The sequence below is a fragment of the Caulobacter sp. CCUG 60055 genome (genome assembly GCF_022750545.1).
Taxonomy (GTDB): domain Bacteria; phylum Pseudomonadota; class Alphaproteobacteria; order Caulobacterales; family Caulobacteraceae; genus PUIC01.
In genome coordinates this window covers 54,567-80,153 of record NZ_PUIC01000002.1, presented here as the reverse complement: position 1 = coordinate 80,153, position 25,587 = coordinate 54,567, and the positions used below count along the sequence as shown (strand labels likewise).

The 25,587-nt window shown below is 70.8% G+C and carries 18 protein-coding genes; 8 read left to right on the top strand and 10 right to left on the bottom strand.

The genetic code is table 11. The annotated features are described in order from the left end of the window. Positions 1 to 17: 17 nt before the first annotated feature. The 3 genes from C5708_RS04210 (at position 18) to C5708_RS04200 (ending at position 5,182) form a co-directional block, all read left to right on the top strand. Positions 18 to 2,045, top strand: coding sequence for a M13 family metallopeptidase (locus C5708_RS04210; protein WP_242918195.1), 2,028 nt, complete (start codon positions 18 to 20; stop codon positions 2,043 to 2,045). Positions 2,046 to 2,300: 255 nt separating this feature from the next. Then, complete coding sequence (locus C5708_RS04205) at positions 2,301 to 4,151, top strand: copper resistance system multicopper oxidase (protein WP_242918193.1); 1,851 nt, start codon at positions 2,301 to 2,303, stop codon at positions 4,149 to 4,151. Next, positions 4,148 to 5,182, top strand: coding sequence for a copper resistance protein B (locus C5708_RS04200; protein WP_242918191.1), 1,035 nt, complete (start codon positions 4,148 to 4,150; stop codon positions 5,180 to 5,182). Before C5708_RS04205 ends, C5708_RS04200 begins: the two co-directional genes overlap by 4 nt. A gap of 27 nt (positions 5,183 to 5,209) precedes the next feature. Here the strand turns inward: C5708_RS04200 and C5708_RS04195 are convergent, their stop codons facing one another. The 3 genes from C5708_RS04195 to C5708_RS04185 are packed head-to-tail and all read right to left on the bottom strand — an operon-like array spanning position 5,210 to position 8,332. Beyond that, a complete protein-coding gene (locus C5708_RS04195; RefSeq protein WP_242918189.1) occupies positions 5,210 to 5,569 on the bottom strand; it encodes a hypothetical protein in 360 nt (119 codons plus the stop codon). A 38-nt stretch (positions 5,570 to 5,607) separates the two neighbouring features. After that, the gene (locus tag C5708_RS04190) at positions 5,608 to 6,795 is read right to left on the bottom strand and encodes a DUF1501 domain-containing protein (protein ID WP_242918187.1); all 1,188 of its coding nucleotides are present in this window, start codon (positions 6,793 to 6,795) and stop codon (positions 5,608 to 5,610) included. 10 nt (positions 6,796 to 6,805) lie between these two features. After that, positions 6,806 to 8,332 carry a DUF1800 domain-containing protein gene (locus C5708_RS04185; RefSeq protein WP_242918185.1) on the bottom strand — a complete coding sequence of 509 codons (1,527 nt, stop codon included), beginning with the start codon at positions 8,330 to 8,332 and terminating at the stop codon, positions 6,806 to 6,808. Between the two features lie 595 nt (positions 8,333 to 8,927). On the opposite strand from C5708_RS04185, the gene C5708_RS04180 reads away from it, so the two are divergent. From C5708_RS04180 to C5708_RS04170, 3 genes are all read left to right on the top strand, one after another. Continuing rightward, positions 8,928 to 9,611, top strand: a complete 684-nt coding sequence (locus C5708_RS04180) for a response regulator transcription factor (RefSeq protein ID WP_242918183.1) — start codon at positions 8,928 to 8,930, stop codon at positions 9,609 to 9,611. Further along, positions 9,608 to 10,996, top strand: a complete 1,389-nt coding sequence (locus C5708_RS04175; protein ID WP_242918181.1) for a HAMP domain-containing sensor histidine kinase — start codon at positions 9,608 to 9,610, stop codon at positions 10,994 to 10,996. The genes C5708_RS04180 and C5708_RS04175 overlap by 4 nt, the downstream gene beginning before the upstream one ends. 71 nt (positions 10,997 to 11,067) lie before the next feature. Continuing rightward, positions 11,068 to 12,144 (top strand): YXWGXW repeat-containing protein, encoded by a 1,077-nt coding sequence (locus C5708_RS04170; RefSeq protein WP_242918179.1) that lies wholly within the window; start codon positions 11,068 to 11,070, stop codon positions 12,142 to 12,144. Between the two features lie 77 nt (positions 12,145 to 12,221). Here the strand turns inward: C5708_RS04170 and C5708_RS04165 are convergent, their stop codons facing one another. The 4 genes from C5708_RS04165 to C5708_RS04150 form a co-directional block, all read right to left on the bottom strand. Continuing rightward, positions 12,222 to 15,221, bottom strand: coding sequence for a TonB-dependent receptor (locus C5708_RS04165; protein ID WP_242918177.1), 3,000 nt, complete (start codon positions 15,219 to 15,221; stop codon positions 12,222 to 12,224). Between the two features lie 201 nt (positions 15,222 to 15,422). Then, a complete protein-coding gene (locus C5708_RS04160) occupies positions 15,423 to 16,322 on the bottom strand; it encodes a fatty acid desaturase (RefSeq protein WP_242918175.1) in 900 nt (299 codons plus the stop codon). Continuing rightward, entirely contained in the window at positions 16,319 to 17,572 is a 1,254-nt protein-coding gene (locus tag C5708_RS04155) for a dipeptidase (RefSeq protein WP_242918173.1), read from the bottom strand. The genes C5708_RS04160 and C5708_RS04155 overlap by 4 nt, the downstream gene beginning before the upstream one ends. A gap of 121 nt (positions 17,573 to 17,693) precedes the next feature. Continuing rightward, positions 17,694 to 19,121, bottom strand: a complete 1,428-nt coding sequence (locus tag C5708_RS04150; protein WP_242918172.1) for an MFS transporter — start codon at positions 19,119 to 19,121, stop codon at positions 17,694 to 17,696. 116 nt (positions 19,122 to 19,237) lie between these two features. Between C5708_RS04150 and C5708_RS04145 the strand changes: the two genes are divergently transcribed. After that, a complete protein-coding gene (locus C5708_RS04145; RefSeq protein WP_242918170.1) occupies positions 19,238 to 19,903 on the top strand; it encodes a metalloregulator ArsR/SmtB family transcription factor in 666 nt (221 codons plus the stop codon). Positions 19,904 to 19,908: 5 nt separating this feature from the next. Here the strand turns inward: C5708_RS04145 and C5708_RS04140 are convergent, their stop codons facing one another. The 3 genes from C5708_RS04140 to C5708_RS04130 all read right to left on the bottom strand — a co-directional run bounded on the left by C5708_RS04140 (position 19,909) and on the right by C5708_RS04130 (position 22,818). Beyond that, on the bottom strand, positions 19,909 to 20,478 hold the full coding sequence (locus C5708_RS04140; RefSeq protein ID WP_242918168.1) for a hypothetical protein: 570 nt from the start codon (positions 20,476 to 20,478) through the stop codon (positions 19,909 to 19,911). Positions 20,479 to 20,581: 103 nt separating this feature from the next. After that, positions 20,582 to 21,781, bottom strand: coding sequence for an MFS transporter (locus C5708_RS04135; protein ID WP_242918166.1), 1,200 nt, complete (start codon positions 21,779 to 21,781; stop codon positions 20,582 to 20,584). A gap of 146 nt (positions 21,782 to 21,927) precedes the next feature. Then, positions 21,928 to 22,818 carry a LysR substrate-binding domain-containing protein gene (locus tag C5708_RS04130; RefSeq protein WP_242918164.1) on the bottom strand — a complete coding sequence of 297 codons (891 nt, stop codon included), beginning with the start codon at positions 22,816 to 22,818 and terminating at the stop codon, positions 21,928 to 21,930. Positions 22,819 to 23,242: 424 nt separating this feature from the next. On the opposite strand from C5708_RS04130, the gene C5708_RS04125 reads away from it, so the two are divergent. Next, complete coding sequence (locus tag C5708_RS04125; protein ID WP_242918162.1) at positions 23,243 to 25,513, top strand: TonB-dependent receptor; 2,271 nt, start codon at positions 23,243 to 23,245, stop codon at positions 25,511 to 25,513. Positions 25,514 to 25,587: the final 74 nt, after the last annotated feature.

Here is a 25,587-nt window from a genome sequence, read left to right as displayed (position 1 = left end):
CTACATGATTGGCGGCGATGAACCGCCGCGCCCTCCTCGCCGCCGCCCTGGGATCGCTCGCCGCGAGGCCGGGCTGGGCGGCGAGCCGCGCCAGGATCACGCCGTGGGGTTTCGATCTCGCCGGCATGGACCGGTCGGTGCGCCCCGGCGACGACTTCGCCCGCTACGCCGGCGGAACCTGGATGCGCACCACGGCGATACCGCCGGACCGCACCTCCTGGGGGCCGTTCTTCAGCCTGCGCGCCGACGCCGAGCGCGACGTCCGCGAGATCATCGAGGCCGCCTCGGCCGCGCCCGGCCCGCCCGGTTCGGACGGCCGCAGGATCGCCGACACCTATAGGGCCTATCTCGACGTCGCGGCGATCGCCAGGGCCGGGCTGTCGCCGCTCTTCGCCGACTTGGCGCAGATCGGCGCCGCCCGCACGCACGAGGAAGTCGCGGCCCTGATGGCGCGCCCCGACCTGCCGCTCGGCGGTCCCTTGTCGATCAGCCCCTGGCCGGACGCCCGCGATCCTGACCGCTATGCGATGAACATCGTCCAGTCAGGCCTCAGCCTGCCCGACCGCGACTATTACCTGACCGACGACCGGCGCTTCGCCGAGGTCCGCGAGGCGTTCGGCGCCTATGTCGCCGCCATGCTCGCCCTGGCCGGCGTTCCGTCGCCCGAGGCGGCGGCCCAGGCGGTGGCGGCCCTGGAGACCGAGATCGCGCGCCGGCAGTGGCCGCGCGACAAGCGCAACGACCGCGACCTCACCTATCACCCGATGTCGCGGGCCGGACTGAAGGCCTTCGCGCCGGCCTATCCCTGGGACGCCGCGCTGGCGGCTATGGACCTGCCGGCCCACGACCTGTTCGTGGTCAAAGAGGACAGCGCGGTCCAGGCGCTGACGGCGCTCTTCCGCGCCACGCCGGTCGAGACCTGGCGCGCCTACATGACCTTCCGCTGCCTCAACGGCATGGCCGACATCCTGCCGCCCGCGTTCGACGACCTCGCCTTCGGCTTCAACGGCCGCGTCCTCGCCGGCCAGCCCAGGCCGCGTGAGCGCTGGCGCCGCGCCGTCTCGGCGGTGAACGCGGCCGTGGGCGAGGCGGTCGGCCGGCTCTATGTCGCCCGTCGCTTCCCGCCGGCGGCCAAGGCGCGGATCACCGCCCTGGTCGAGGATCTCCGCTCGGCCTACGCCATCCGCATCCGGGCGTTGGACTGGATGTCGGACGCCACCAAGGCGGCGGCCCTCGACAAGCTTTCCAGGCTGCGGGTCAAGGTCGGCTATCCCGACCGCTGGCGCGACTATTCGGGCCTGGAGACCCGCGCCGACGATCCGGTCGGCAACCGCAAGCGGGCCCTGGGCTGGGACTGGCGGCGGCGCGTCGGCCGCCTCGGCCAGCCGACCGACCGCGACGAGTGGGGCATGACGCCCCAGACGGTGAACGCCTACTACAACGCCTTCTTCAACGAGATCGTCTTCCCGGCGGCGATCCTGCAACCGCCCTATTTCGACCCCGCCGCCGATCCGGCGGTCAATTTCGGCGGCATAGGCGGGGTCATCGGTCACGAGATGGGCCACGCCTTCGACGACCAGGGCGCCAAGACCGACGGGCGCGGCGCCCAGCGCGACTGGTGGAGCCCGGCCGACGCCGCCCGTTTCAAGGCCCTGACCGGCCGGCTGGTCGAGCAGTACGCGGCCTACGAGCCGATCCCCGGCCGGCGGATCGACGGACGGTCGACGCTGGGCGAGAACATCGGCGACAACGGCGGCCTGCGCGTGGCGCTGGAGGCCTACCGGCTGTCCCTGCGCGGCGGACGCGCGCCCAGGGTCGGCGGCTTCACCGGCGAGCAACGCTTCTTCCTGTCCTGGGCCCAGACCTATCGCGAGGTCATCCGCGACGCGCAGTTGCGCCAGGACCTTGTCTCCGACCCGCACAGCCCGTCGGTGTTCCGCGTCAACGGCGTCGTCCGCAACATCGACGCCTGGTACCGGGCCTTCGACGTCCGGCCCGGCGACCGGCTTTATCTGGCGCCCGGGGCGCGGGCGCGCATATGGTGAGAGGGCTGACCGCCCCACGGGCGTAATGTCGGCGAGGGGGAGGAAAAACCAATGATCAGACGCTCTGGATCGCTGCGGACCAAGATCGCCGCCGCCGTGCTGCTGGGCTGCGCCCTGCTGGCCGCCGCCCTGTCGGAGGACCTGCTCCTGGCCTTCTGACGCCGCCGGCCGAGGGGCCGGGCCGCCTCGCGCGTATTGAAGGTTCGAGGCCGCGCCCGTCGCGCGGCTTCCTTCGGCTTGGCGTAGGGTATGGCGATGACGGACATCCACCGCAGACGGCTGCTGCGCGTCGGCGCGGCCATGGGCGGCGGCGCGGCGCTCGCCGGCCTGGCGCCGGCCTGGGCCCGCGCCGCGACCTCGGGGCATGCCCCGGCCGCGCAGCCCGCGCCTGGAGCCGGCGTCCTGACCGGGCCGGACATCGCCTTGACCATCGACCGCGCCATGGTCTCCGTCGACGGCCGCATGGCCCACGCCGCCACGGTCAACGGCCTGTCGCCGGGACCGTTGATCCGTCTCAAGGAAGGCCAGAAGGTCCGGCTGTCGGTGACCAACCGCCTGGCCGAGGAGACCTCGATCCACTGGCACGGCCTGCTGGTGCCGTTCCAGATGGACGGGGTGCCGGGGGTCAGCTTTCCGGGGATCAAGCCCGGCGAGACCTTCGTCTACGAGTTCACCGTCAGGCAGTCGGGCACCTACTGGTACCACAGCCATTCCGGCCTGCAGGAGGCCGAGGGCCTCTACGGCCCCATCGTCATCGATCCGAAGGAGGCCGAGCCGGCGCCGTTCGACCGCGAGCACGTGGTCGTGCTGGCCGACTTCAGCTTCACCCACCCCCACCAGATCTTCAAACGCCTGAAACAGCAGCCCGGCGTGTTCAACTTCCGCAAGCAGACCCTGGGCGGCCTGCTGGCGGGCCGGGACCAGACGGCGCGCGAGCGGCTGTCCTGGGCCAGGATGCGGATGGACCCGACCGACATCGCCGACGTCACCGGGGCGGAGATGAAGTTCCTGGTCAACGGCCGGGGCCCGGCCGACGGCTGGACCGGCCTGTTCACCCCCGGCGAGCGGGTGCGCCTGCGGCTCGTCAACGCCGCCGCCCAGATGATCTTCAATGTCCGCCTGCCCGGCCTGAAGATGACCGTGGTCAGCGCCGACGGCCAGGACGTGCGGCCGGTCGAGGTCGACGAGCTCCAGATCGGCAACGCCGAGACTTACGACGTCATCGTCCGCCCGGCCGAGGACCGCGCCTACGCCCTGGTCGCCGAGGCCGTCGACCGCTCCGGCATGGGCAGGGGCGCCCTAGCCCCCCGTCCCGGCATGAGCCCGGCTTTCCCGCCGCTGCGCGAGCGGCCGCTGGCGACCATGAAGGACATGGGCATGGACATGGGGGCCCACGCGTCCGGCGGCGGGATGGACCATGCCGGGATGGACCACGCCGCCATGGGCCACGACATGGCCGGCATGGCCGCCGCGCCGGCGCCCGGCATGGCGCCGCCGCGCGCGCGGGGGTCGGACGTCATGGGCGAGATGAACGACATGCCCGGCATGAGCATGGCCATGCGCGACCCGGCCAACGCGCTGGGGCTCAGGCTGGGACCGGGGGTGCAGGCCATCTCGCCCATGCCGGCCGACCGGACGGGCGAGGCGGGCCAGGGCCTTGAGAGCGTCGGCCATCGCGTCCTGGTCTATCGCGACCTCGTGGCGCTGGCGCCGAACGCCGACCCGCGCCCGCCCAGCCGGGCGCTCGACATCCGCCTGACCGGCAACATGGAGCGCTTCATGTGGGGGTTCGACGGCCGCAAGTTCAGCGAGGCTGTCGCCCCCTACGCCTTCGAACGCGGCGAGCGCGTGCGCGTCACCCTGATCAACGACACCATGATGGCCCACCCCATCCACCTGCACGGACACTTCTTCGAGCTGGCGCACGGCCCAGCGGGTCACGCGCCGCGCAAGCACACGGTGATCGTCGCGCCAGGGGGAAAGGTCGCGTGGGACTTCACCGCCGAGGCCGGCGACTGGGCGTTCCACTGCCACATGATCTACCACATGCACGCCGGCATGTTTCAGGTGTTCAGCGTGCGCCCGCTGGAAGGAGCCGCCGCGTGAACCGGCCGGCCCTAGCCGCGCTCTCGGCGGCGCTGCCGCTGATCCTGGCCGCCCCCGCCCAGGCCCAGGCCCAGGCCCAGGCCCAGGCCGTCGATCACGGCGCCCACGCCGGACACGACATGTCGCAGATGCAAGGGATGGGCGAGGCGACGCCCCCGCCCCCGACGGCGCAGCCGGCGGCCGGCGGCCACGACGCCATGCCGGGCATGGACATGGGCCCGGCCGCAGCCGATCCCCACGCCGGGCACGACATGTCGACGATGCAAGCCGCGCCGCAAGCGCCGGCTCCTCCCGCGACGCCGGCGCCGGCGGCCGCGCCCGGCGACCATGCGGCCGACCGCTATTTCGACTCGGCGGCGATGGCGGCGGCCCGCGCGCAACTGGCCAGGGAGCATGGCGGCGCGCCCGCCGCCATGGTGCTGCTGAACGTCGGCGAATGGCGGTCAGGGTTGGGCGGGGGCGGCTATCGCTGGTCGGGCGAAGGCTGGTTCGGCGGCGACGTGAACCGCCTGGCGCTCAAGTCGGAGGGCGAGGGCTCAGGCCGGCGCGGCGTGGACGCAGCCGAGATCCAGGCCCTCTATTCTCGGGCGGTCGGCCCCTATTTCAACCTGCAGGCCGGCCTGCGCTACGACCTCAGGCCCCGGCCGAACCGCACCTTCGCCGTGCTCGGCTTCGAGGGCCTCGCGCCCTACTGGTTCGAGGTCGAGGGGGCGGTGTTCGTCTCGGACAGGGGCGACGTCCGCGGCCGGCTGGAGGGCTATTACGACCACCGCATCACCCAGCGGCTGATCCTGCAGCCGCGCGCCGAGGTCAATCTGGCCGCTGGCGACGAACCGGACGCCAAGATCGGATCGGGGATCTCGGACGCCGAGATCGGCCTGCGCCTCCGCTACGAGGTCACGCGCCGCTTCGCGCCCTATGTCGGCCTCTCCTACGAGCGCAAGTTCGGACACACCGCCGACTTCGCCCGGCATGACGGCGACAAGATCGAGGGCGCCGGCCTGGTGATCGGCGTGCGGGCCTGGTTCTAGAACCCGGCCCGCGCCGCCCCCCGGGCGTCAGTAGCGCCAGCGCCCCGGCACGAAGACCCAGCCCTCGCCCCGCTGCGCCCAATGGGCCGGCTCCCAGACCGCGCCCGGCGTCCGGCGCTCGATCCAGTGTCCCGGCGACCAGCGGTAGCCGCGGCCGTCCCAGGCCCAGTGGCCAGGATCCCAGACGAAGCGCTCGACGGGGCCGGGGGCGGCGATGATCACCTCTTCGCGCGGCGGCGGGGGCGGTCCACGGACGACGATGCGCTCCTGGACCACGACCCGCTCGCGCGGGGGCTCGTCGACACAGCCCGCCAGGCCGGCGGCCCCAGCGGCGAGGATCAGGCCGAGGCCGAGGGCGGCGCGGCGCGCGGAACGGTTTGCGATCACGAGGCTGAACTCCGTTGCGAGAATGAAGGCCTGGCGGATCAGACCAGGCCGATGTCCTTGGACTGGGCCTGCGGGAAGACCGCCTGCAGGCGAGCCTGGTCGAACCCGTAGACGCGCCGGAACAGGCCGCCCATCAGGGCGCGATAGTCGGTGAGGACAGGGTAGTCGCGGTTCTGGAACAGGCTGGCCTGCTCGACCTTGACCTGTTCGCCGAGGACGCGGCCGCCCTTGATCCCGCCGCCGAGCACCCAGTAAGCGCTGCCGTGGCCGTGGTCGGTGCCGCGGTCGCCGTTCTCGCGGAAGGTGCGGCCGAACTCGCTGACCACCACCACCACGGTGTCGTTCCAGGCCTTGGGCCCGATCTCGTCGGCGAAGCCGCTGAGGCCGCGCCCCAGTTCGCCGAGCCGCCCGGCCAGATAGCCGCTCGCCGCGCCCTGGTTGACGTGGGTGTCCCAGCCGCCGACGTCGACGAAGCCCAGGTTGAAGCGGTCGCGCATCAGGCCGCCGATGCGCCGGGCCGCCAGCTCGAAGCCCTTGGGCGAGACGGCGTTGCGGTTGGCCGCCTGCATCTCCTTCGAGATCGACTGATAGACCTCGTTGCGGACCTTGAAGCCCGAGGCCACGGCCGGGGCCAAAGCGTCGCCCTGGTACATGGCTTCGATCAGCCGGCTCTCGCGGTCGTCGACCCCCGGCTTGCCGACATTGGCCAGCTGCATGTTGGGCACGGTGCGCGACCCCTGGAAGGTCAGCGGCAGCTGGTCGGTGAAGGCGATGGGATCGACGCCGGCGATCTGCCCGGCCAGGCGACCCATGAAGCCCGAGCGGTAGTTGCGGCCGCCGCCCCAGGGCTGGCCCAGCTCGATGGTGTCCTGGGTCTCGAAATGGCTGCGCGAAGTGTCGTCGGTGCCCGCGAAGGGAACGAACGCCGCCTGCCCCTTCTGGTACAGCGGCCAGATAGTGTCGCGCAGCGCCGGGTGCAGGCCCCAGTCGGCGTCCAGCCGCAGGGCGGCGTTGGGGTCCGGCCCCGGCCGGGCGATCGCGAGGGTCGGCCGCGCCTGATAGTAGAAGTCGCTCGACACCGGCACGACGACGTTGGCGGCGTCGTAGGCGCCGCGCAGGAACACCACCAGCAGGCGGGTCGAGGCGGCGGGCGCGGCCCAGACCCGTCCGGCCAGCACAGCCGGGGCCAGGGCGCCGGCGCTCAGCAGCAGGGTTCGACGATCCATGGAAGCCTCCTCAGCGGCGCATGAATTCCGGTGAGGACAGGAACAGGGTGTTCCAGTCCTGGGGCGAGGTCGCCTGGTCCAGCACGCCGCGCGTCCGCTCGGTCAGGGTCTGGGACAGGCCGTTGAAGTAGAGGGCGTTGGCGATCAGCGGGAAGGCGGGCCGCTCCTGCGGCTGCGGGCCGTCGGCCTTGAACAGGCCGGCCGAACCCGAACCGATCTGGCGCGCGATCTCGAACCGCGTGGCCATGCCGCCCGGTCCCGACCACGCCGCCTCGCCCAGCGGATAGCCGTCCGGCGTCTCGCGGCCGTAGAGCGGCTCGGCCATCCGGCCCAGCCAGCCCTGCATCGGCGCGACGTTGAGGACGACCTTGTCGTCATAGGCCAGCCGCACCGCCGAAACGACATAGTGCGCGGGGTCCTTGAACTTGCCGTGCAGGGAGGCCTTGAACTCGGGCGAGGCGAACATGGTCCGCAGCACGGCGGCGATGTCGCCGTCGGTGCGCCGGAAGGTCGAGGCCATGCGCTCCACCAGGGCCGGCGCCGGATCGTCGGCGACGAAATAGGTCGCAAGCTGGCGCGAGACGTGCCGCGCCGTCGCCGGCTCGCGGGCCAGAATGTCCAGCGCCTCGTCGACCTCGGCCAGGCCCCGGCCCTTGATGACATGGCCCAGAAAGACCTTGTCGCCATAGTCGTGGCGGTTGGGATTGAACTCGAACAGGCCGGCGTGGACGTACTGGTCCTGGAGCTGGGGCTTGACCTTCGGGGGGGTGGACGTCTGGTTGACGCCGACCCCGGTGAGGATGCGCGCCAGCTCCTCGACGTCCTTCTGGGTATAGCCCGAGCCCACGCCCATGGTGTGCAGCTCCATGATCTCGCGGGCGTAGTTCTCGTTGATGTGGCCGACGGCGTTCTGGTCGTTGTCGAGGTAGCGCAGCATCACCGGGTGATGCAGCGTCGCCGACAGCAGGTCGCGGAACCTGCCCAGGGCGTGGGCGCGGATGGCGTTCTCCTCATAGTCGCCGATCATCACCCGGATGTTCGACTTGTACTGGTGGACGCTGAAATGGTTCATCCAGAACCAGGTCGTCTGCTCCAGAAGCTGGTCGGGCGAATAGAGCGCGCGCAGCAGCGAACGGGTCATCGCCTGCTTGGCCAGGTCGCTCATCGTCTGCTGATAGGCCTGCTGCGCGGCCTTCTTCTGGTCGGGGTCGGTCAGGGCGTTGGCCGCCTTCCCCTGCTGGTCGATGTCGACGACCAGATTGACCATCGGCTCCTGCGTGATCCTCAGGGCGTCGACCTGGGCCTGGGCCTGCGGCGGCAGGCGGTCCCTGGGCGAGGCCTGGAGCTGGCGCTCGACATAGCGGTCCGGCCCCAGGGCGGCCATGGCCGCGGCGCTGGAGGCGTTGACGCCCCAGGTCACGCGGTCGAGCAGGGCCAGATTGACGGTCGGCGCGGCGACGGCCGGCGCCTCGACGGCGAGGCAGGCCAAGAGGGCGATCGCGCTGACGGCTCCGCGACGCAGGTCGAAACGGCGCATCGTTTCCTCGCTCCAGAGAGACCGGCGACCCGGCCGCCGGCTGATCCTACAGGCGGTCGGCCATGCCTTGATGACCATCGCCGCGCCGGCTGACAGCCGCCGGTCGCCCGCCTTACAAAGTTGCGAGATTGCTACAGGGCGACCTTACAAATTTGACAGGCCGGGGTTGGACGCCTGTGGGACGGCCATGGTCAAGTCGCGCGATAGCCGCCCACGGCGTCCGCTCGCGCGAGGAACGCTCCATGCGCTGTCTGCCCATCGCGGTCCTGGCCGCCATGATCCTGGCCTCGGCGGGCGCGGCCGGAGCCGGGCCGCCGCACGCCCCGCCGCCCAGGCCGCCGCCGAGACCGGCCCCGCGACCGCCGCCCAGGCCGCCTCCGCCAAGACCGCCCGCGCCGAGACCGCCCGCGCCGAGACCGCCGCCGGTCGTCAGGCCCGCCCCGCCCCCGCCCGACAAGACGGCGGCTTGCGAAAGGGTGTGGCAGGCGCAAAAAGTGCGTAACGGCACGTACGACGCCTTCATGCGCGCCTGCGTCTCGAAAGGTTGACCCTCCGATCGCGCCGCCGGGCCGGCGGCGCCTGCTGAAAGGCGCCCATGAGCCGACGCATCCTCGTCGTCGAAGACGACGCCGAAACCGCCGACTACATCCTCAAGGGCCTGCGCGAGGAGGGCTTCACCGTCGAACTGTCAGCGGACGGCCGCGACGGGCTCTATCTGGCCAGCTCTTCGACCTTCGACGCGGTGGTCATGGACCGCATGCTGCCCGGCATGGACGGCCTGTCGGTGATCAAGGCCCTGCGCGCGGCCGGCGTGCAGACGCCGATCATCATCCTCAGCGCGCTCGCCCACCTGGACGAGCGGGTCAAGGGGCTGCGGGCCGGCGGCGACGACTATTTGACCAAGCCGTTCGGTTTCGCCGAGCTGTCCGCCCGGCTGGACGGCCTCCTGCGCCGGGGCGCGCCCTCCCAGGCCCAGACCCGGCTGACCTGCGGCGACCTCAGCCTCGACCTGCTCACCCGGCGGGTGACGCGGGCCGGGCGCGGCCTCGACCTGTTGCCGCGCGAGATGAAGCTGCTGGAATACCTGTTGCGCCACGCCGGCCGCGTGGTCACCCGCACCATGCTGCTCGAGGAGGTGTGGGACTACCGCTTCGATCCGCACACCAGCCTGATCGACACCCACGTCAGCCGCCTGCGCAAGAAGATCGACGACGGTTTCGAGACCCCGCTGCTCCACACCGTGCGCGGGTCGGGCTATCGCCTGGCGGAGACGCCTTGATCGCCTTCAAGCCCCTGGGCGCCAAGCCCGCCAGCCTCGCCCTGGTGGCCTTGGCCGCCGTGACGCTGGCCCTGCTCGTCGGCCTCGCCGTCGCCGACCTGGCCGGCGAGAGCCTGATCGAGGCCCGGCAGCGGGCGGTGGCGGCCACCGCCCGCGACTATTTCGTCGCCTTCGCCCACGCCGAGGGGCTAAAGCCCCTCGCCCAGGCCCTCGACCAGCGCGCCCAGCACCAGGTGGGCGCCTTCCGCTACGCCGTCTTCGACAACGCCGGCCGCCGCCTCGGCGGCGACGACCTCCTGACCATGGAGCAGATGCCGCCGCCCGGCTTTTCGACCGTCCACGCCGGCGCCGGCGACGAGGAGGCGGACTACGACGTGCTGGTGCAGCCGATGTCGGTGGGCGGGACCCTGGCCATCTACGAGAACCTGGCCGACCGCACCGCCTTCCGCTGGGCGATCATGGGCGCGGTCGCCGCCGCCATGCTGTGCAGCCTGGCCATCGTCGCCGCCGCCAGCATCTGGCTGGGCGGGCTGATGGTGCGGCGGGCCCGGGGCATCGCCGACGCCGCCGACCGCATCGCCGGCGGCGACCTGTCGGCCCGCGCGCCGGTCGGGGCGGCGGACGACGCCTTCGACCACATCGCCGTCGCGCTCAACGCCATGCTCGCCCGCATCGAGGCGCTGATGACCGGCATGCAGAGCGTCACCGACAGCCTGGCCCACGACCTGCGCTCGCCCCTGACCCGGCTGCGGGCCGCCCTGTCCGAGGCCCTGGCGCCGGAGGCCGGCGAGACCCGCCGGCTGGACCTGATCGAGACCGCCCACGGCGAATGCGAACGGGTGCTGGCCACCTTCGGCGCCCTGCTCGACATCGCCCGGGCCGAGTCCGGCGTGTCGCGCGAGATGCTGGCGCCGCTGGACGCGGCCGCGACCGTGGCCGAGGTCGCCGAGCTGTTCGCGCCGGTGGTCGAGGACGCCGGCCAGACCCTGACGGTCAGAACCCCGCCGGAGCCGGTTGCGATGTCCGGCCACGACCTCTTGTTGCGGCAGGCCCTGGGCAACCTGCTGCACAACGCCGTGCGCTACGCCGGCGCGGGGGCGCGGATCGAGCTGGCGCTGGAGGAAGACGCCGAGGCCGTCCGGTTCATCGTCGCCGACGACGGCCCCGGCGTCCCGGCCGAGGCGCGCGACCGCGTGCAGGAGCGTTTCGTGCGCCTGGACGCCAGCCGCTCCAGCCCGGGCTCGGGCCTGGGGCTGGCGATCGCCGCCGCCTGCGCCAAGCTCCACGACGGCCGCCTGACGCTGGAGGACAACGGCCCGGGCCTGCGGGCGACCTTGATCGCGTCGCGCGGATCGCCGCCGGGCGGGGCCTTCAACAAACTGTAAGACTGGCGTCCGGCGGGCGTAAGCCTGACGTTCCAAGGTCCAGACAGCGCATCAGCCTTGGGAGCGCCGTCATGGCCCGCCTTCACGCCGCAATCGCCGCAGCCGTCGTCGCCGCGACCGCCGGCCTCGCCGCCTCGCCGCCGCCGGCCGCGGCGCAGACCTTCGTCAGCCTGCGGATCGGCTTCGCCCCGCCGCCGCTGCCGGTCTATGTCCAGCCGGCCATTCCGGGACCGGACTACATCTGGACGCCCGGCTACTGGGCCTGGAGCCCCGACGACGGCGACTACTACTGGGTGCCCGGCGTCTGGGTCCGCGCGCCGCGGCCGGGCCTGCTGTGGACGCCGGGATGGTGGGGCTGGTCGGACGGCTACTACGTCTTCCACAGCGGCTACTGGGGCCCGCACGTCGGCTTCTACGGCGGCGTCGTCTACGGCTTCGGCTACGACGGTTTCGGCTTCCAGGGCGGTTATTGGAACCGGGGCGCGTTCTTCTACAACCGCTCGGTCACCAACATCACCAACGTCAACGTCACCAACGTCTACAACAAGACCGTCGTGGTGAACCGGACCACGGTCAACAACGTCAGCTACAACGGCGGCCCCGGCGGCGCGGCCGCGCGGGCCACCGCCGAACAGCGCGCCTTCTCGCAGGAAGCCCACGTCGCGCCGACGCCGCAGCAGCAGCAGCACGTCGAGGCCGCACACGCCACGCCGGCCTTCTTCGCCCGCGCCAACCACGGCCAGCCCCGGATCGGCGCCGTGGCGCGGCCGGCGGTGTTCAACGGCGCCGGCATGACCGCCGCCCACGCGCCGACGCCCTATCGTCCGCCCGCCGCCCAAGGCGCGGCGGCGGCCTGGAACGGCCGTCCCCCCGCCGCACCGCCGCCGCGCAGCCCGCAACCCCACGGCCCGCCCCCGGCTTCGCCCTATCAGCAAGGCTGGCGCGGCCCGCCCCCGGCCGAGCAGCGGGCCATGGCCGCCGCGCCCGAACGGCCCCGCCCGCCCGGCCTTCCGCCGCCGCAACAGCGGCCGGCGTTCCATCCCGACCGTCCGCCGCCCCCGCGCCCGGAACGCCCCCCGCCCCGGCCGCAACCGCAGCCGCACGAACAACGCGACCATCCGCACGGGGAAGGCTTCCGCGGCCGCTGACCACGCCGACAGGGACAAGAAAAAGGGGCGGCCGCGAGGGCCGCCCCAGGACGATTGCGATCTGGCCGAGAAGAGGCCTAGCGCCGAACCTTCAGCCCGACGAACAGGAACCGGCCGAGGTCGTAGCCCATGTCGCCGCCGGTTCCGATCAGGGTGAACGGCGGCTCCTCGCCGAACAGGTTGTTGACCCCGCCATAGACCTGCGCGCCCTTGAGATGGCCGCCGAACGCCTGGTCGCCGAAGTCGTAGCGGGCGATCAGGTTGTGATAGAAGACGCCTTCCGCGAAGGGGATGTTCAGGGACTCCGAATGGTCCTGCGCCGTCGCGTCGCGGTCGAATAGGGCCGCCCTTCCCATGTAGCGGGTCTGCCAGGTGAGCGTCAGGCCGCTTTGCTGGTAGCTCAGGCTGGCCAACCCCTTCCAGTGCGGGTTGATCCTGCCGGTCACGCTGTTGATCCGCCCCTCGTCGATGTGGACCTGGCTGGGATTGCTCTGGAATGGGAACTCCCGCAGGTGGAACAGGTAGTTGACGTTCATGTCGAACGACAGCTTGCCGGTCATCCACTGGGTGCGCTCCCAGCGGCTGGTCAGGCCGGAGACGTTGGCTGCGTAGCTGACCTGGATGTCCAGACCGTCGGTCTCCAGTTTCGACGCGTTCACATAGGTGGTGCTGAGGAAGTTGATATTGTGGTCAGCGCCGCGCGTCAGCAGCGAACAATAGTGAGCATCGAGACCAGAGCTGCTTCCGTAGCAATTGTTGAGCACGTCCTGCTCGTTGATCAGCGTGATCGCGTTCTTTATCTTGATCGCATAGTAGTCGATCGTGATCGCCAGGTTCGGCACGATCGGCGGCTGGATGACGATCCCGCCCGTGTAGCTGATCGACTTTTCGGGCTCCAGTCCCGGGTTGCCGCTGTTGGCCCCCTGGATCGAGGCGTTCGTATTGGCCACGAAGTTCTGCGGCAGGCCGGCGGCTTGGCAGTTCTTCGCGTAGTTGACATTGGCCTGGATGTTCTCGGCGCTGCACGGATCTACGATGTTGAAGTAGGTGCTGGTCAAGGGCAGGAAGGCTTCGGTGATGTTCGGAGCCCGGATCGCGCGCGAATAGGTCGTCCGCAGCTTGATCCAGCTCACCGGCCCGTAGACGCCGCTGAACTTGTAGGCGCTGACGTCGCCGACGGTGCTGTAGTGGGCGCCGCGATAAGCGGCGTCCAGGGTCAGTTCGCTCAGGCCCGGCCGGTAGTTCTTGAAGATCGGGGCGCTGACTTCGACATAGCCTTCGTAGACGTTGTATCCGCCCGACGAATTCGCGGCGAGGTTCTCGGTGTTCCCAGCGAGGACGAACGGATCGTTGGTCTCGTGCGTCCGCTCCATCCGGTATTCGGCGCCGGCGGCCAGGCCCAAGGCCCCGCCCTGGAACTCGAAGAACCGACGGCTGTCAGTGTTGAAGTTCAGGCTGGCGACCTGCTGGCTGAGCTTGTTGTTGGTGTCGTAGCTGCCGAACGAATAGCCGTACACCGCTGCGCTGTTCAATTGGCCGAACGGGTTGAACGGAACGCAGGCCGCTTTGTTGAAGGCGCCGGCGCCCTGCCCCGTCTGGGGGGCGGACGCGACATTGATGCGGCAGGCCGCCTTGCCGGTCGCCGGATCGATGACAGAATCAAGCGCGGCGGCGAAGTTCTCGTTGATCTGCATCCCGCGGTTGGTGAAGCGGGAATCGGTCTGGCCGTAGTTGATCGTCGCATCCCAGTTGATCGCGGCGATCCCGGCGTCGATGTCGCCCTTGAGGCCCGCGACGAAACGATAGGTGTTGCGGCGCCCCTCCGTCGTCCGACCGGGATTGAGGAACTTGGCGATCAGCGGATAGTCCTCCGGCGCCATGCCGGCCAGGGCCGCCCTCAGGTCGGGGGCGATGAAGGCGTTGTCGGGAGCCAGCTGATACTGGTTGATCGAATACGACGGCTGAATGGTGTTGGTGGTGTTGGTCTGCACGAACTTGGCGTCGAGGAAGGCGCGCATGTGCGGCGTCACCTCGTAGTTCACCCGGAAATTGACGCCCTTGCTCTCGAACGGCGAGGCCAGTTGCAGGTAGTCCTCGCTGAAATAGCAGCTCGCGCCGCAATTCGCCGGGAGCTGGCCGAAGCCGGCGCTGTTGAAGCCCGTGCGCTTCGGAACCGGGATCAGCTGTCCGGCGTCATTGAACGAGAACATCGGCCGCCCGTTGTTGGGGTTGATCAACACCCCGTTCACGGATGCGGTGTCGGAGCCGACATTGGGCACGTACAGGCGGTCGGGAATGCCGTCGTTCCGGATGGGCGAGCCGCTCTTGTAGAAGTTCGGATCGAATGTCCCTGGGGCGATGTCGTTCGGATTGACGATCCGCCCGTAGTTATGTGCGGCGGGCAGGTTGCGGGCGTCGACCCCGGCTTCCTTGCTCCATGCCCCGGTGACCACGACGTTCAGCCGGTCGTCCATGAAGCTGCGGCCAGCGGTGACCGAGGCGCTGTACTTCTGGCCGTAGCCGCCGTCGTCGCCCCCGAGTTCGGCCTCGGCCTCGACGCCTTCGAACTTCTTCTTGAGCAGGATGTTGACCACCCCGGTCACCGCGTCCGAGCCGTAGATCGCCGACGCGCCGCCCGTCATCACCTCGACCCGGTCGACCAGGGCGCTGGGGATGGAGTTGACGTCGACGGCGTTGGTGGTGATGTCCCCGGCGACATGGCGCTCGCCGTCGACCAGCACCAGGGTGCGGCTCAGGCCGAGGTCGCGCAGGTTGATCGAGCTGATGCCGGCGCCGTTGCCGAAGTTGTTGGAGTTCGCCCGCAACGTACCGCTGAAGCTGACCGCCGGCAGTTGGCTGATGATGTCGCCAAGGCTCTGCGGGCCGGCGTCCCGGATCAACTTCTGCGAGATGGTGGAGATCGGGGTCGGCTGATCCAGATTGGGACGCGCAATGCGCGAGCCGGTGACCACCAACTCGTCGATGGCGGCGGGCGCGGAACTGGCGGGCGCCGATTGCGCCTGCGCCTGTGTCGTCAGCGCGAAAACGGCGCCGGCCAGAATCGACGTACTAAGCAAGATACGACGCGCAATCATCGATATCGCCACCATTGAACTGCGGGCGGCCCCACGCCCCCCAACCCAGAGCAACGGCGACTAACTCAACCTTGATGGTTAAGACCATAGGTTGCGGCCGCAATATCGTCAGATTTTTGATAATTTGGCGTCACATTCAGGAAATGTGGCTGCAATGCAACAGCAGATTGAATCGGCGAGCGCTCAGCCGATTCGCGCCTCCGGATGGACGGCGGCGTCGTGCGGCCGGAACAGGTAGCGGGCGGCGACGTCGCGGTAGCCGTCGTAGATCGGGCCGCCGCCCGCCCGCAGGGCTTCGCGCTGGGCGCTGTACAGGGCCGGCAGCGTTCGCCAGGGCGCGGCCGGCCGGGCGTGATGGACGGCGTGCAGGTTGTTGTTGAGGAACAGCAGGCCCAGCACCGGCGCGCGCTCGACGACGGCCACCCGGCCGCGCGGATCGGAAGCCGCCCTGTGCTCGGCGAAGGAGCGCAGCAGCGACAGGGCCGCTCCCGGATAGACGAAGCACAGCAGGTAGTCTCCGACGTCCATGCCGCAGACGCCGTGCAGCCAGGCCAGGACGGCGGCGACGCCGACCAGGTGCGCCGCCCAAAGGCGCCGGCGGTCGCCCTCCCCCCGCAGCACGGCCGCGGCTTCGCGCGCCAGGAAGCCGGCGGTCTCGAACACCGGCCCCAGGACCATGCGCCCAGCCAGGGTCGATTGCAGCCAGGCCGCCGCCAGGGCCAGCCGCCGGCCCGCGCCCTCGTCGCTGGCGGCGGGCAGGTAGCGCGTCTCCGGATCGACGCCCGGCAGGGTCAGGTGCTCGGCCGCGTGATGGGCCAGATGCGAGCGGCGATAGAGCTCGTAGGGCAGCCACAGGGACAGCGGCGGCCAGCCGATGGCGGCGTTGACCCGCCGCCAGGGCGTGGGGTGGCCGTGGATGGTCTCGTGCTGCAACGACCCGTGCCAGGCGATCAGCCAGCCGCCGACGGCGAACAGGACCGGGCCGGGCAGCCAGCGGTGCAGCAGGGTCGCCGCCGCCCAGCCGCCATAGATCGCCGCGGCCAGCCAGAGCGTCGCCTGCTCTTCTTTCCTGATCTCCGTCACGCGCCGCCCTGGCGCTTGGCGACGGCTTCGACCTCGGCGAACACCCGCAGGAAGTTGCCGCCCCAGATCTTGCCGACATCGGCCTCGGAATAGCCCCGCCGGACCAGTTCGCGGGTGACGTTGGCCGCCTCGCCCTCGTTGCTCCAGCCGACGACGCCGCCGCCGTGATTGAAGTCCGAAGCCAGGCCGACATGGTCGACGCCGATGCGCCGCACCGCATAGTCGACCGCGTCGACCAGGTCCTTGACCGACGCCTTGGGCAGGAGGGCGGCGATCTCGTGCGCATAGGCCGTCCGGCGCTCGTCGCCCAGCGCGTCGGCTCCGTCGGCCGGCTTGGCGAAATCGGCGGACAGGCCGAACCGCGCCCGCACCACGCGCACCTTGTCGGCGTAGCCCGGGCCGGGATTGACCAGATAGGGACCGAAGGCGACGATCTGCACCACGCCGCCGCTCCGGGCGATGGCGTCCAGCTCGGCGTCGCCGAGGTTGCGGGGCGAATCCACCCGGCCGCGCACCGCCGAATGGCTGGCGATCACCGGGGCCTTGCTGAGGGCGACGGTCTGCAACACCCCCTCGGGCGTCAGTTGCGAGACGTCGATGACCACGCCCAGCCGGTTCAGCTTGCCCACCGCCTGCCGGCCGAGGGGCGACAAGCCGCCCCACTCGGCTCCGCGCCCGGCGGCGGGGCGCGAGGAGTCGGCGTAGTCGTTGCCGCCGGCGTGGACGAAGCCGAAGGTCCGCACCCCGGCGGCGTAGTAGTCGTCGATCGGCGCGAGGCTGGCGCCGAACGGATAGGCGTTGAGGAATCCGGCGATGACCGCCACCTTGCCCGCCGCGTGGATGCGGACGACGTCGGCGACGCTCAGGGCCAGTTCCGCCTGGTCGGGGTGCGACGCGGCCACGCCGCGGATGGCGGCCAGCTTGGCGTCGGCCACGGCGCGGGCCTTGGCGATCCCCTCGGGGGTGCGCGGTCCCTGCGGCGCGAAAACCGCCAGCACCACGGCCCCCACCCCGCCCCGCTTCAACTTGGGCAGGTCGACCTGGGGGTCGCCGTCGACGCCGGCGTCGTGGGCGCCCTTGCCGAAGTCGAGCGGAATGTCGGCGTGGCTGTCGAGCACCAGGGCCCGCGCATGGGCCGCGTCGGGATCGGGCCGGGCCGGCGCGTCCGCCCCCCAGGCGGCTGCGGACCAGAGGGCCGTCAGGACGCCGAGGGCGACCGTCAGGAGACGGGAACGGGGTCGTTGGGCCATGTCGGCGCGCCTTTCGCTTCAGCGTCGGCGCGCCTCGGCCCAGAGCCGCTCGACCCTTCGACTAGGTCGGATCGCGCGGCCGGACTCAATTCAGATCATTTCGATAGGAATTTAGATTTCCTCATCCGGCCTCGGCTTGGGCGAGCGGCCGCAGCCGGGCGCTGCGCATGGCCGGCAGGAAGCTGAGGACCGGCGCCAGGGCGAAGACGACGAACAGCCAGAGCGCGGCGTTCGAGGTCCCGGCCTGGCCGCCCGGATGGGTGAGCCCCGCCAGGTTGACCACCATGCCCGCCAGCGCCGCGCCCAGGGCCGTGCCGAAAAGCTGCACCGTGGTGATCGAGGCCGAGGCCAGGTCCTGCTCGTCCGCCGGCGCCACCTGCAGAATACGGGTCAGCAGGTGCGGCCAGCCGACGCCGACGCCCAGGCCCACCGCCGCCAGGGCCGCGCAGATCGGGCCGAGCGACAGCCAGCCGCCGTGGCTGCCCGCCGGAACCAGCAGGGCCAGCAGCACCATGCCGATCAACGCCAACAGCGGCGCAAGGACTATGGCTCGCCCGGCCCGCCGCCCCTGGGCGCCCGAGCTGCCGATCGAGCCCGTCGTCCACCCGGCGGCCATGGCGGCGGCGAGGTAGCCGGCCGCCAGCGGCGACTGTCCGTGCAGCACCTGGAGGAACAAAGGCACGAAGATCTCGCTGGAGGTCACGGTGATCGAGAGCAGCGACATGGTCAGGAACAGGACGCCCAGCGGCGCGGCCAGGCGCAGGGAGCCGCGCGGCAGCAGCCGCTTGGCCGCGCCGCGCTCGACCAGGACGAGCGCCGTCAGCAGGACCATGGCCGCGACGATCCCGCCGACGTTCCAGGCGAGGTCGGCGCGCACGCCGCCGACCGACACGGCCATCACCGCCAGACCCAGCAGCGCCAGCTGCGTCAGAGGCGGGCTCGACCGCTCGGCGGCGTCGCGGCCGCGCCCCGGCAGGACGGTGAAGGCCAGGGCGGCGAACAGCGCCGTGGCCGGGACCATCGACCAGAAGGCCGCCCGCCAGGCGCCGATCTCGGCGAAGATCCCGCCGATCGCCGGCCCGGTCAGGGTGGCCACGCCCCACATGCCCGAGACCAGGGCCATGGCCCGCGGCCACAGCGCCTCGGCGAACACGATCCGGATCATCGCGTAGGACAGGGCGAAGAGGAAGCCGCCGCCCAGCCCCTGGACCAGACGGCCGAGCAGAAGCACCGGCATTCCAGGCGCGATCGCGCAGATCAACGTGCCCAGGCCGAACAGCAGCGAGCCGACCGCGTAGGCGCCGCGCGGCCCCGCCCCTTGAAGCAGCCTGGCCGACAGGGCCGAGCCGATGATCGAGGCCACCACGAACAGCGTGGTGTTCCAGGCGTAGAGGTCGAGCCCGCCAATGTCCTTGACCACCGACGGCAGGATGGTGGTCGCCACATAGACGTTGACGGCGTGCAGGGCGACGCCGCCGGCCAGGGCGATGGACCGCACGCCGTTCCCTCCCGACAGCAGCGCGCCCCAGCCCACTTGCGATTGCGCCATCACGGAACTCCTTTTTCACGCCCGGAACCCGAAGGCGCGCAGCTTTCGCGTTGCGCTCGACCGACAGGCCGGTTAATAAAACAAGTGACAATTTGGAATATTAATCCCGAGCGGCTATGTCAACCACTCACTTGGAATATTCGCCGCAACCGCGTTCGACCGCCGAGCGGCTGCTGGCCCTGCTCAAGAGCCGCGGCCCGCAGACGGCGGCCGAACTGGGCGCCGCGCTGGGCACCACCGGCGAGAACGCCCGGCAGCAGCTGGTCAAGTTGGCCGCCGACGGGCTGGCGACGGCGCAGACGACCGCCCAGGGCGTCGGCCGTCCGACCCAGGTCTGGCGGCTGACCGAGCGCGGCCACGCCCGTTTTCCGGACGGGCACGCCGAGCTGACCGTCAGCCTGCTCCGCGGCGTGCGCGAGGTGCTGGGCGCCGAGGCCCTGGACCAGCTGATCGCCGCGCGCGAGGACCAGATGCGCGTCGCCTACGGCGCAGCCCTGGCCGCGGCGCAGGACGTCGAGGCGCGGCTGACGGCGCTCGCCGAGATCAGGACCGGCGAAGGCTACATGGCCGAATGGCGGCCCGCAGAGGACGGCGACGGCTGGCTGCTGGTCGAGAACCATTGCCCGATCTGCGCGGCGGCGGCGTTCTGCCAGGGTTTTTGCCGGGCGGAGCTGACCATCTTCCAGGAAGCCCTGGGACCGGACTGCACGGTGGAGCGCGACGAGCACATCCTCCTCGGCGCCCGGCGCTGCGCCTATCGGGTGCGCCGCAAGGCGGCCTGACCGGGTCAGGGCGCGGCGGCCGGCGGCCGGGATTCGATGGCGCCGGCGGCCGGCCCCCGGCCCATGATCGGGCTCTCGTCGTCCTTGAGACCGGCGGCGCGCATGGCCGCGTCGAGCGTGCGGACCGGCTCGCCGTCGCCGGCGGCGAACTGGAACTCGTAGGCCCTGGCCGAGCGGTCGCCGGCGTTGAGGAAGCCGCGCGCGACCACGCCGTTGAGGCGCACGGCGTAGCGGGTGTCGGGCCGCAGCATGCAGAGCAGCACGAAGGTCTTGCGGTCGGCCAGCAGGCGCGGTTGGGCCAGGCACGGCGGCAGCTCGCCGCCCGCGCCCTGGCTGTAGGCCCATCCCGCCTCGGTCATCGGCTGGTCGAACACCACCTTCAGGACCAGTTCGCCCGGCGCGACCTCGGCGGACGGCGCCGGATAGGTGGCGACCACCTGGGGCGGCGCCGAGCCCATGACGGTCAGCCCCTCCACCGGCGTCGGCGGGGCTGGCGGCGGCCTGGCCGAGGCGTCGCCGGCGCCGGCGACGGCTAGCCCCAGGGCCGCGCCGCATCTCCATCCGAACTTGCGCATGACGCTCTCTCGACGTCGCCGCCCCCTCCCCGGACATCCGCCGCCGACTTGGCGGCCGCGTCAAGGCCGCCGCCCCGGAGAAGCGGGCTGACGAGGCGGCGCGTCAGACGGCCAGCGGCTCGGGCGCCGGCGGAACGGCCTCGGGCCGATCGTCGATCATGAAGTGCAGGCCCGCGGCCAGAAAGCCAGCCGCCGCCGTGATCCACCAGACCAGTGTATAGGACCCGGTCTGGTCGAAGACGAAGCCGCCCAGCCACGCGCCGAGGAACGAGCCGATCTGGTGGCTGAGGAAACAGACGCCGAACAGGGTTCCCAGGTGGCGCACGCCGAAGATCTTGGCCACCAGCCCGCTGGTCAGCGGCACCGTGCCCAGCCAGGTCAGGCCCATGACCGCCGCGAAAACCGTCACCGACAGCGGGCTCTTGGGCGACAGGAAGAAGGCGGCGATGGCCGCGCCCCGCACGAGATAGAGCCAGCCCAGCACCTTCTGCTGGGGGCGCCGGCCGCCCAGCCAGCCGCACGCCCAACTGCCGCCCATGTTGAACAGGCCGATCAGGGCCAGGGCGGTCACGCCCAGGCCGGCGGGCATGTGGCAGAGCGACAAGTATCCCGGGAGGTGGGTGGCGATGAAGGCGAGCTGGAAGCCGCAGGTGAAGAAGCCCAGCGTCAACAGCCGGTAGCCGCGATGGCGCCACGCCAATGACAGCGCTTTCCCAAGCGATTCCCCGGCCGCGCCTGAGGGCTTGGCGGGCGCGGATCGGCCACGGTCGAGGACGATCCCCAGGGGCATGGCGGCCAGCATCAACAGGGCCAGCGCGAACAGCGAGGTCGAGACGCCCGCCGCCTGGTTGATCGCCTGGGCCAGCGGCGCCATCAGCACCTGGCCCAGCGAACCACCGGCGCTGGCGAGGCCCATCGCCATGCTGCGCTGTTCGGGCGAGGCCGAGCGGCCCACCGCCGTCAGCACCACGCCGAAACTGGTGCAGCTGATGCCGACGCCGACCAGCACGCCCATGCCGATCACCAGCATGGCGCCGTTGGGCGCGGCCCCGGCCAGGGCCAGCCCCGCCGCGAAGACCGCCGCGCCGAACGCCACCACCGGCGTCGCGCCGAAACGGTCGGCGGCGGCGCCCGCGAAGGGCTGCGCGGCGCCCCACACCAGATTGTGCAGGGCGATGGCGAAGGCGACCAGGGTGACAGGCAGGCCCCGATCGAAGGAGAACGGTCCGATGAACAGGCCGAAGGTCTGCCGCACGCCCATCGCCGCGCTGAGCACGAGCGCGCCGGCGACGACGATCACCATGGTCCGGCGACCGGAAAACGCGTGACGGATTGAACTCGCAATGGACATTTTCGACGCTCCTGGCCTCGACAATGCCGTTCGAGCGTCGGCCTCACAAACGAGAAGGCTTCAACGGCGGATGAGGGATGCTCACCCATCCGCGCCCTTCAGAGCGCCGCCGCCTCGGCCAGCAGCCAACGCCGGAAAGCGACGAGGTCCGACCGGCGATCGGCGCCGTCGGAGCCCACCAGCCAATAGGCGGTTTCGGCCTCGACCTCGGGCAGGCCCAGATCGACCAGTGCGCCGGAGGCCAGGTCGCCATCGACCAGCGGCCGCCGGCCGAGCGCCACGCCCAGCCCCCTCGCGGCGGCCTCGAACGCCAGCTGGATGGTGTCGACGCTGAGGCCGCCCTCGGCGGCCTCGTGCTTCAGCCCGGCCTTCTCCAGCCAGACCCGCCAGTCCTCGCCGGCCGGAGCCACATGGATGAGCCGCGCCCGGCCGAGGTCGGCCCGGCCGTCGGCGTCCAGCAGGGCCTGGCGGCAGGCGGGACTGCACACCGGGACCAGCCGCTCGCCGAACAGCCGGGTCCAGGTCGGGCCGGCGACCGAGGCGCGGCTCATCCTCACGGCGAAATCGAACCCGTCGGCGGGGAAGCCGACCTGGCGCTGGGTGGTGTCCACATGCACCTGCGCCTTGGGCCGCAGCGCGCTGAAGCCGCCCAGCCGGGGCAGCAGCCAGCGCGAGGCCAGGGTCGGCGCGCAGCTGATCCTGATCGCGCGGTCGGCGCGTCGGTCGGGCAGACGCTCGGCCCCGACCGCGATGAGCGACAGTCCCTCGGAGACGAAGGGCAGGAAGTCCGCGCCCTCGGGGGTCAGGGTCAGCCGCCGCGGCTCGCGAACGAACAGTTCGACGCCCAGGGCCCGCTCCAGGCCGACGACGGCGTGGCTCACCGCGCTCGGCGTCACGTTCAGCTCGGCCGCGGCGAGCCGGAAGCTCTGCAGCCGCCCGGCCGCCTCGAAGAAGCGCAGCGGCGACAAGGGCGGAAGACGAAGCGGCATCGGGCGATCCTGGTTCTGTCGCTGGCGGCGGGATGCTTCACCATATCGCCGGCCATGGCGAGCCCGCGCCGGCCGATCGCGCCCTTTGCTGCACGTGCGAAAGAAAGGAAAAATCAGAGATGCTGTGGCCCCGAAACCACACAGCATTTTGGCGCCCCCGCGAACGCCTGGATTTTCCACAGTCTAGCTGAACGCCGGCGACCGCCGCGACGCCGCGCGGCCGCGTTTTCATTTGGGAAATCAATATTACCCACAGGCGCAGTCATCATACCTACACAAACGCCGCCTACTGGGTCCGCCCGGCAGGCTGGCCCGCCCAATCCCAAACAGCCGTCCGTTTGGCGAACATCCTCGATGATCGCCCGGGCGGCGTGCGGCCGAGGCCAGACCGCTGTGACTTTTTTGACCTGAGGGGGTTTCTATCTTGTCCAAGTTCATCGCCCGGCGGCCTGCGCTGCTGCTGACCAGCGCTTTCGCCGCCCTTTCGTGCGCGGCCTCGGCCTGGGCCGAAGAGGCGAAGCCGACCACCGAACTGAGCGAGATCATCGTCACCGCCGAGCGGCGCTCCGAAAACCTGCAGAAGGTTCCGCTGTCGGTGGCCGCCGTCGGAGGCGAACAGCTGCGCGCCTTCCAGACCGGCGGCGACGACATCCTGTCGCTGTCGGGCCGCGTGCCCGGCCTCTACGCCGAGACCACCACCGGCCGCATCTTCCCGCGCTTCTACATCCGCGGCCTGGGCAACATCGACTTCTATCTCGGCGCCTCGCAGCCGGTGTCGATCATCCAGGACGACGTCGTCCTCGAGCACGTGGTGCTGAAGTCGAACCCGGTGTTCGACGTCCAGCAGGTCGAAGTGCTGCGCGGCCCGCAGGGCTCGCTGTTCGGCCGCAACACCACCGCCGGCATCATCAAGTTCGACACCATCAAGCCGAGCGCCGACTTCAACGGCCGCGCCCAGGCGTCCTACGGCAGCTACAACACCTTCACCCTGGACGCCGGCGTCGGCGGCCCGATCAAGGGCGAAGAGCTGACCTTCCGCCTGTCGGCCCTGTACCAGCACCGCGACGACTGGGTGGACAACACCTACAACGGCCCGAGCGCCGACGGCACCATCACGCCCAAGAACGACGCCATGGGCGGCTTCGACGAGCGCGACGTCCGCGGCCAGCTGCTGTGGAAGCCGACCGACCGCCTGTCGATCCTGGGCTCGGCCCACGCCCGCGAGTACAGCGGCACCTCGACCCTGTTCCACCGCGCAGGCCTGGCGCAGGGCTCCAACAGCGTCAGCGGCGTGTCGCGCTCGCAGGTCGCCTATGACGAGGGCGGCGACAACCCGCAGGCCTACAAGACCTACGGCGGCTCGGTCAAAGCGGCCTACGAGTTCGGCCCGATGACGCTGACCTCGATCACTGCCTACGAGACCACCTCGGGCTACAGCCGCGGCGACACCGACGGCGGCGCGGCGGCCAACTTCGGCGGCGTCGGCTTCGGCGAGTCGATGGGCAAGGTGCGCAACCTCGGCCAGTACACCCAGGAACTGCGCCTCGCGAGCGCCGGCGACAGCCGCCTGAAGTGGCAGGTCGGCGGCCTCTACTTCGACTCGCGCGACACCACCGACTTCTACCAGCGCGCCTACTTCACCGGGACCAACCCGAACAACTGGGTGCGCCTGCGCAACGTCAACACCTCGTGGGCGCTGTTCGGCCAGGTCAGCTATGAGGTTCTGCCGAACCTGACCATCACCGCCGGCGCCCGCACCACCGAGGACTCCAAGGAGACCCGGCTGCTCAAGACCGCCGACAGCGCCGCCGGCGTCGTCACCTACACCGGCCGCAAGTTCGTCAGCCTGTCGGACACCCAGCCGAGCTGGGACCTGAGCGCGCTCTATCAGGTCAATCCCGATCTGAGCGTCTACGCCCGCATCGCCCGCGGCTTCCGCGGCCCGACCATCCAGGGCCGTTCGGCGGTGTTCAACTCGGACTTCACCACCGCCAACTCCGAGACGATCCTGTCGTACGAAGCGGGCGTCAAGAGCCGCCTGTTCGACAACCGCCTGCGGCTGAACGCCACCGTGTTCACCTACACGGTCGACGACATCCAGCTGAACGGCAACGACTCCAACGGCAACGGCGTGCTGTTCAACGCCGACAAGGCCCAGGCCTACGGCCTGGAAGCCGACGCCGAATGGCGGCCGATCCCCAACTTGGTGCTGACCGGCGGCCTCAGCCTGCTGCACAGCGAGATCCAGGACAAGCGGGTCTACGCCCAGGTCTGCGCGCTGAGCGGCGTGGTGGTCTGCACCGTCCAGAACCCGACCATCAAGATCGGCTCGAACGTCTACGCCCAGATCGACGGCAACCCGCTGCCGAACGCGCCGGAGTACAACCTGGACTTCACCGCCCGCTACACCTTCCCGCTCCGCAACAACGGCGAGGTGTTCGTGGCCACCGACTGGAACGTCCAGGGCTATACGAACTTCGTGCTCTACAAGACCAAGGAGTTCTACGCCGACGGCAACTTCGAGGGCGGCCTGAAGATCGGCTACACCCCCGCCGACCGTCAGTACGAACTGGCCCTGTTCGCCCGCAACATCACCAACGAGAAGAACCTCAAGGGCGTGATCGAGAACTACATGGCCGCCGTGCTCAACGAGCCGCGCATCATCGGCGTCTCGCTCAGCGCCAAGCTGCCTTAAGCCTAAGGCTTCAGCCCTGCGCCAAGGCCGTCGCGGCGGCCTCCGATCCGAACGGGTCGGGGGTCGCCGCGGCG

What these genes read in the sequence shown, in the direction of transcription:
- C5708_RS04210 (WP_242918195.1), top strand. Translation starts at nt 18, where the DNA reads ATGAACCGCCGCGCCCTCCTCGCCGCCGCCCTGGGATCGCTCGCCGCG.
- C5708_RS04205 (WP_242918193.1), top strand. Translation starts at nt 2,301, where the DNA reads ATGACGGACATCCACCGCAGACGGCTGCTGCGCGTCGGCGCGGCCATG.
- C5708_RS04190 (WP_242918187.1), bottom strand. Translation starts at nt 6,795, where the DNA reads ATGGATCGTCGAACCCTGCTGCTGAGCGCCGGCGCCCTGGCCCCGGCT.
- C5708_RS04185 (WP_242918185.1), bottom strand. Translation starts at nt 8,332, where the DNA reads ATGCGCCGTTTCGACCTGCGTCGCGGAGCCGTCAGCGCGATCGCCCTC.
- C5708_RS04180 (WP_242918183.1), top strand. Translation starts at nt 8,928, where the DNA reads ATGAGCCGACGCATCCTCGTCGTCGAAGACGACGCCGAAACCGCCGAC.
- C5708_RS04170 (WP_242918179.1), top strand. Translation starts at nt 11,068, where the DNA reads ATGGCCCGCCTTCACGCCGCAATCGCCGCAGCCGTCGTCGCCGCGACC.
- C5708_RS04155 (WP_242918173.1), bottom strand. Translation starts at nt 17,572, where the DNA reads ATGGCCCAACGACCCCGTTCCCGTCTCCTGACGGTCGCCCTCGGCGTC.
- C5708_RS04150 (WP_242918172.1), bottom strand. Translation starts at nt 19,121, where the DNA reads ATGGCGCAATCGCAAGTGGGCTGGGGCGCGCTGCTGTCGGGAGGGAAC.
- C5708_RS04145 (WP_242918170.1), top strand. Translation starts at nt 19,238, where the DNA reads ATGTCAACCACTCACTTGGAATATTCGCCGCAACCGCGTTCGACCGCC.
- C5708_RS04140 (WP_242918168.1), bottom strand. Translation starts at nt 20,478, where the DNA reads ATGCGCAAGTTCGGATGGAGATGCGGCGCGGCCCTGGGGCTAGCCGTC.
- C5708_RS04135 (WP_242918166.1), bottom strand. Translation starts at nt 21,781, where the DNA reads ATGGTGATCGTCGTCGCCGGCGCGCTCGTGCTCAGCGCGGCGATGGGC.
- C5708_RS04130 (WP_242918164.1), bottom strand. Translation starts at nt 22,818, where the DNA reads ATGCCGCTTCGTCTTCCGCCCTTGTCGCCGCTGCGCTTCTTCGAGGCG.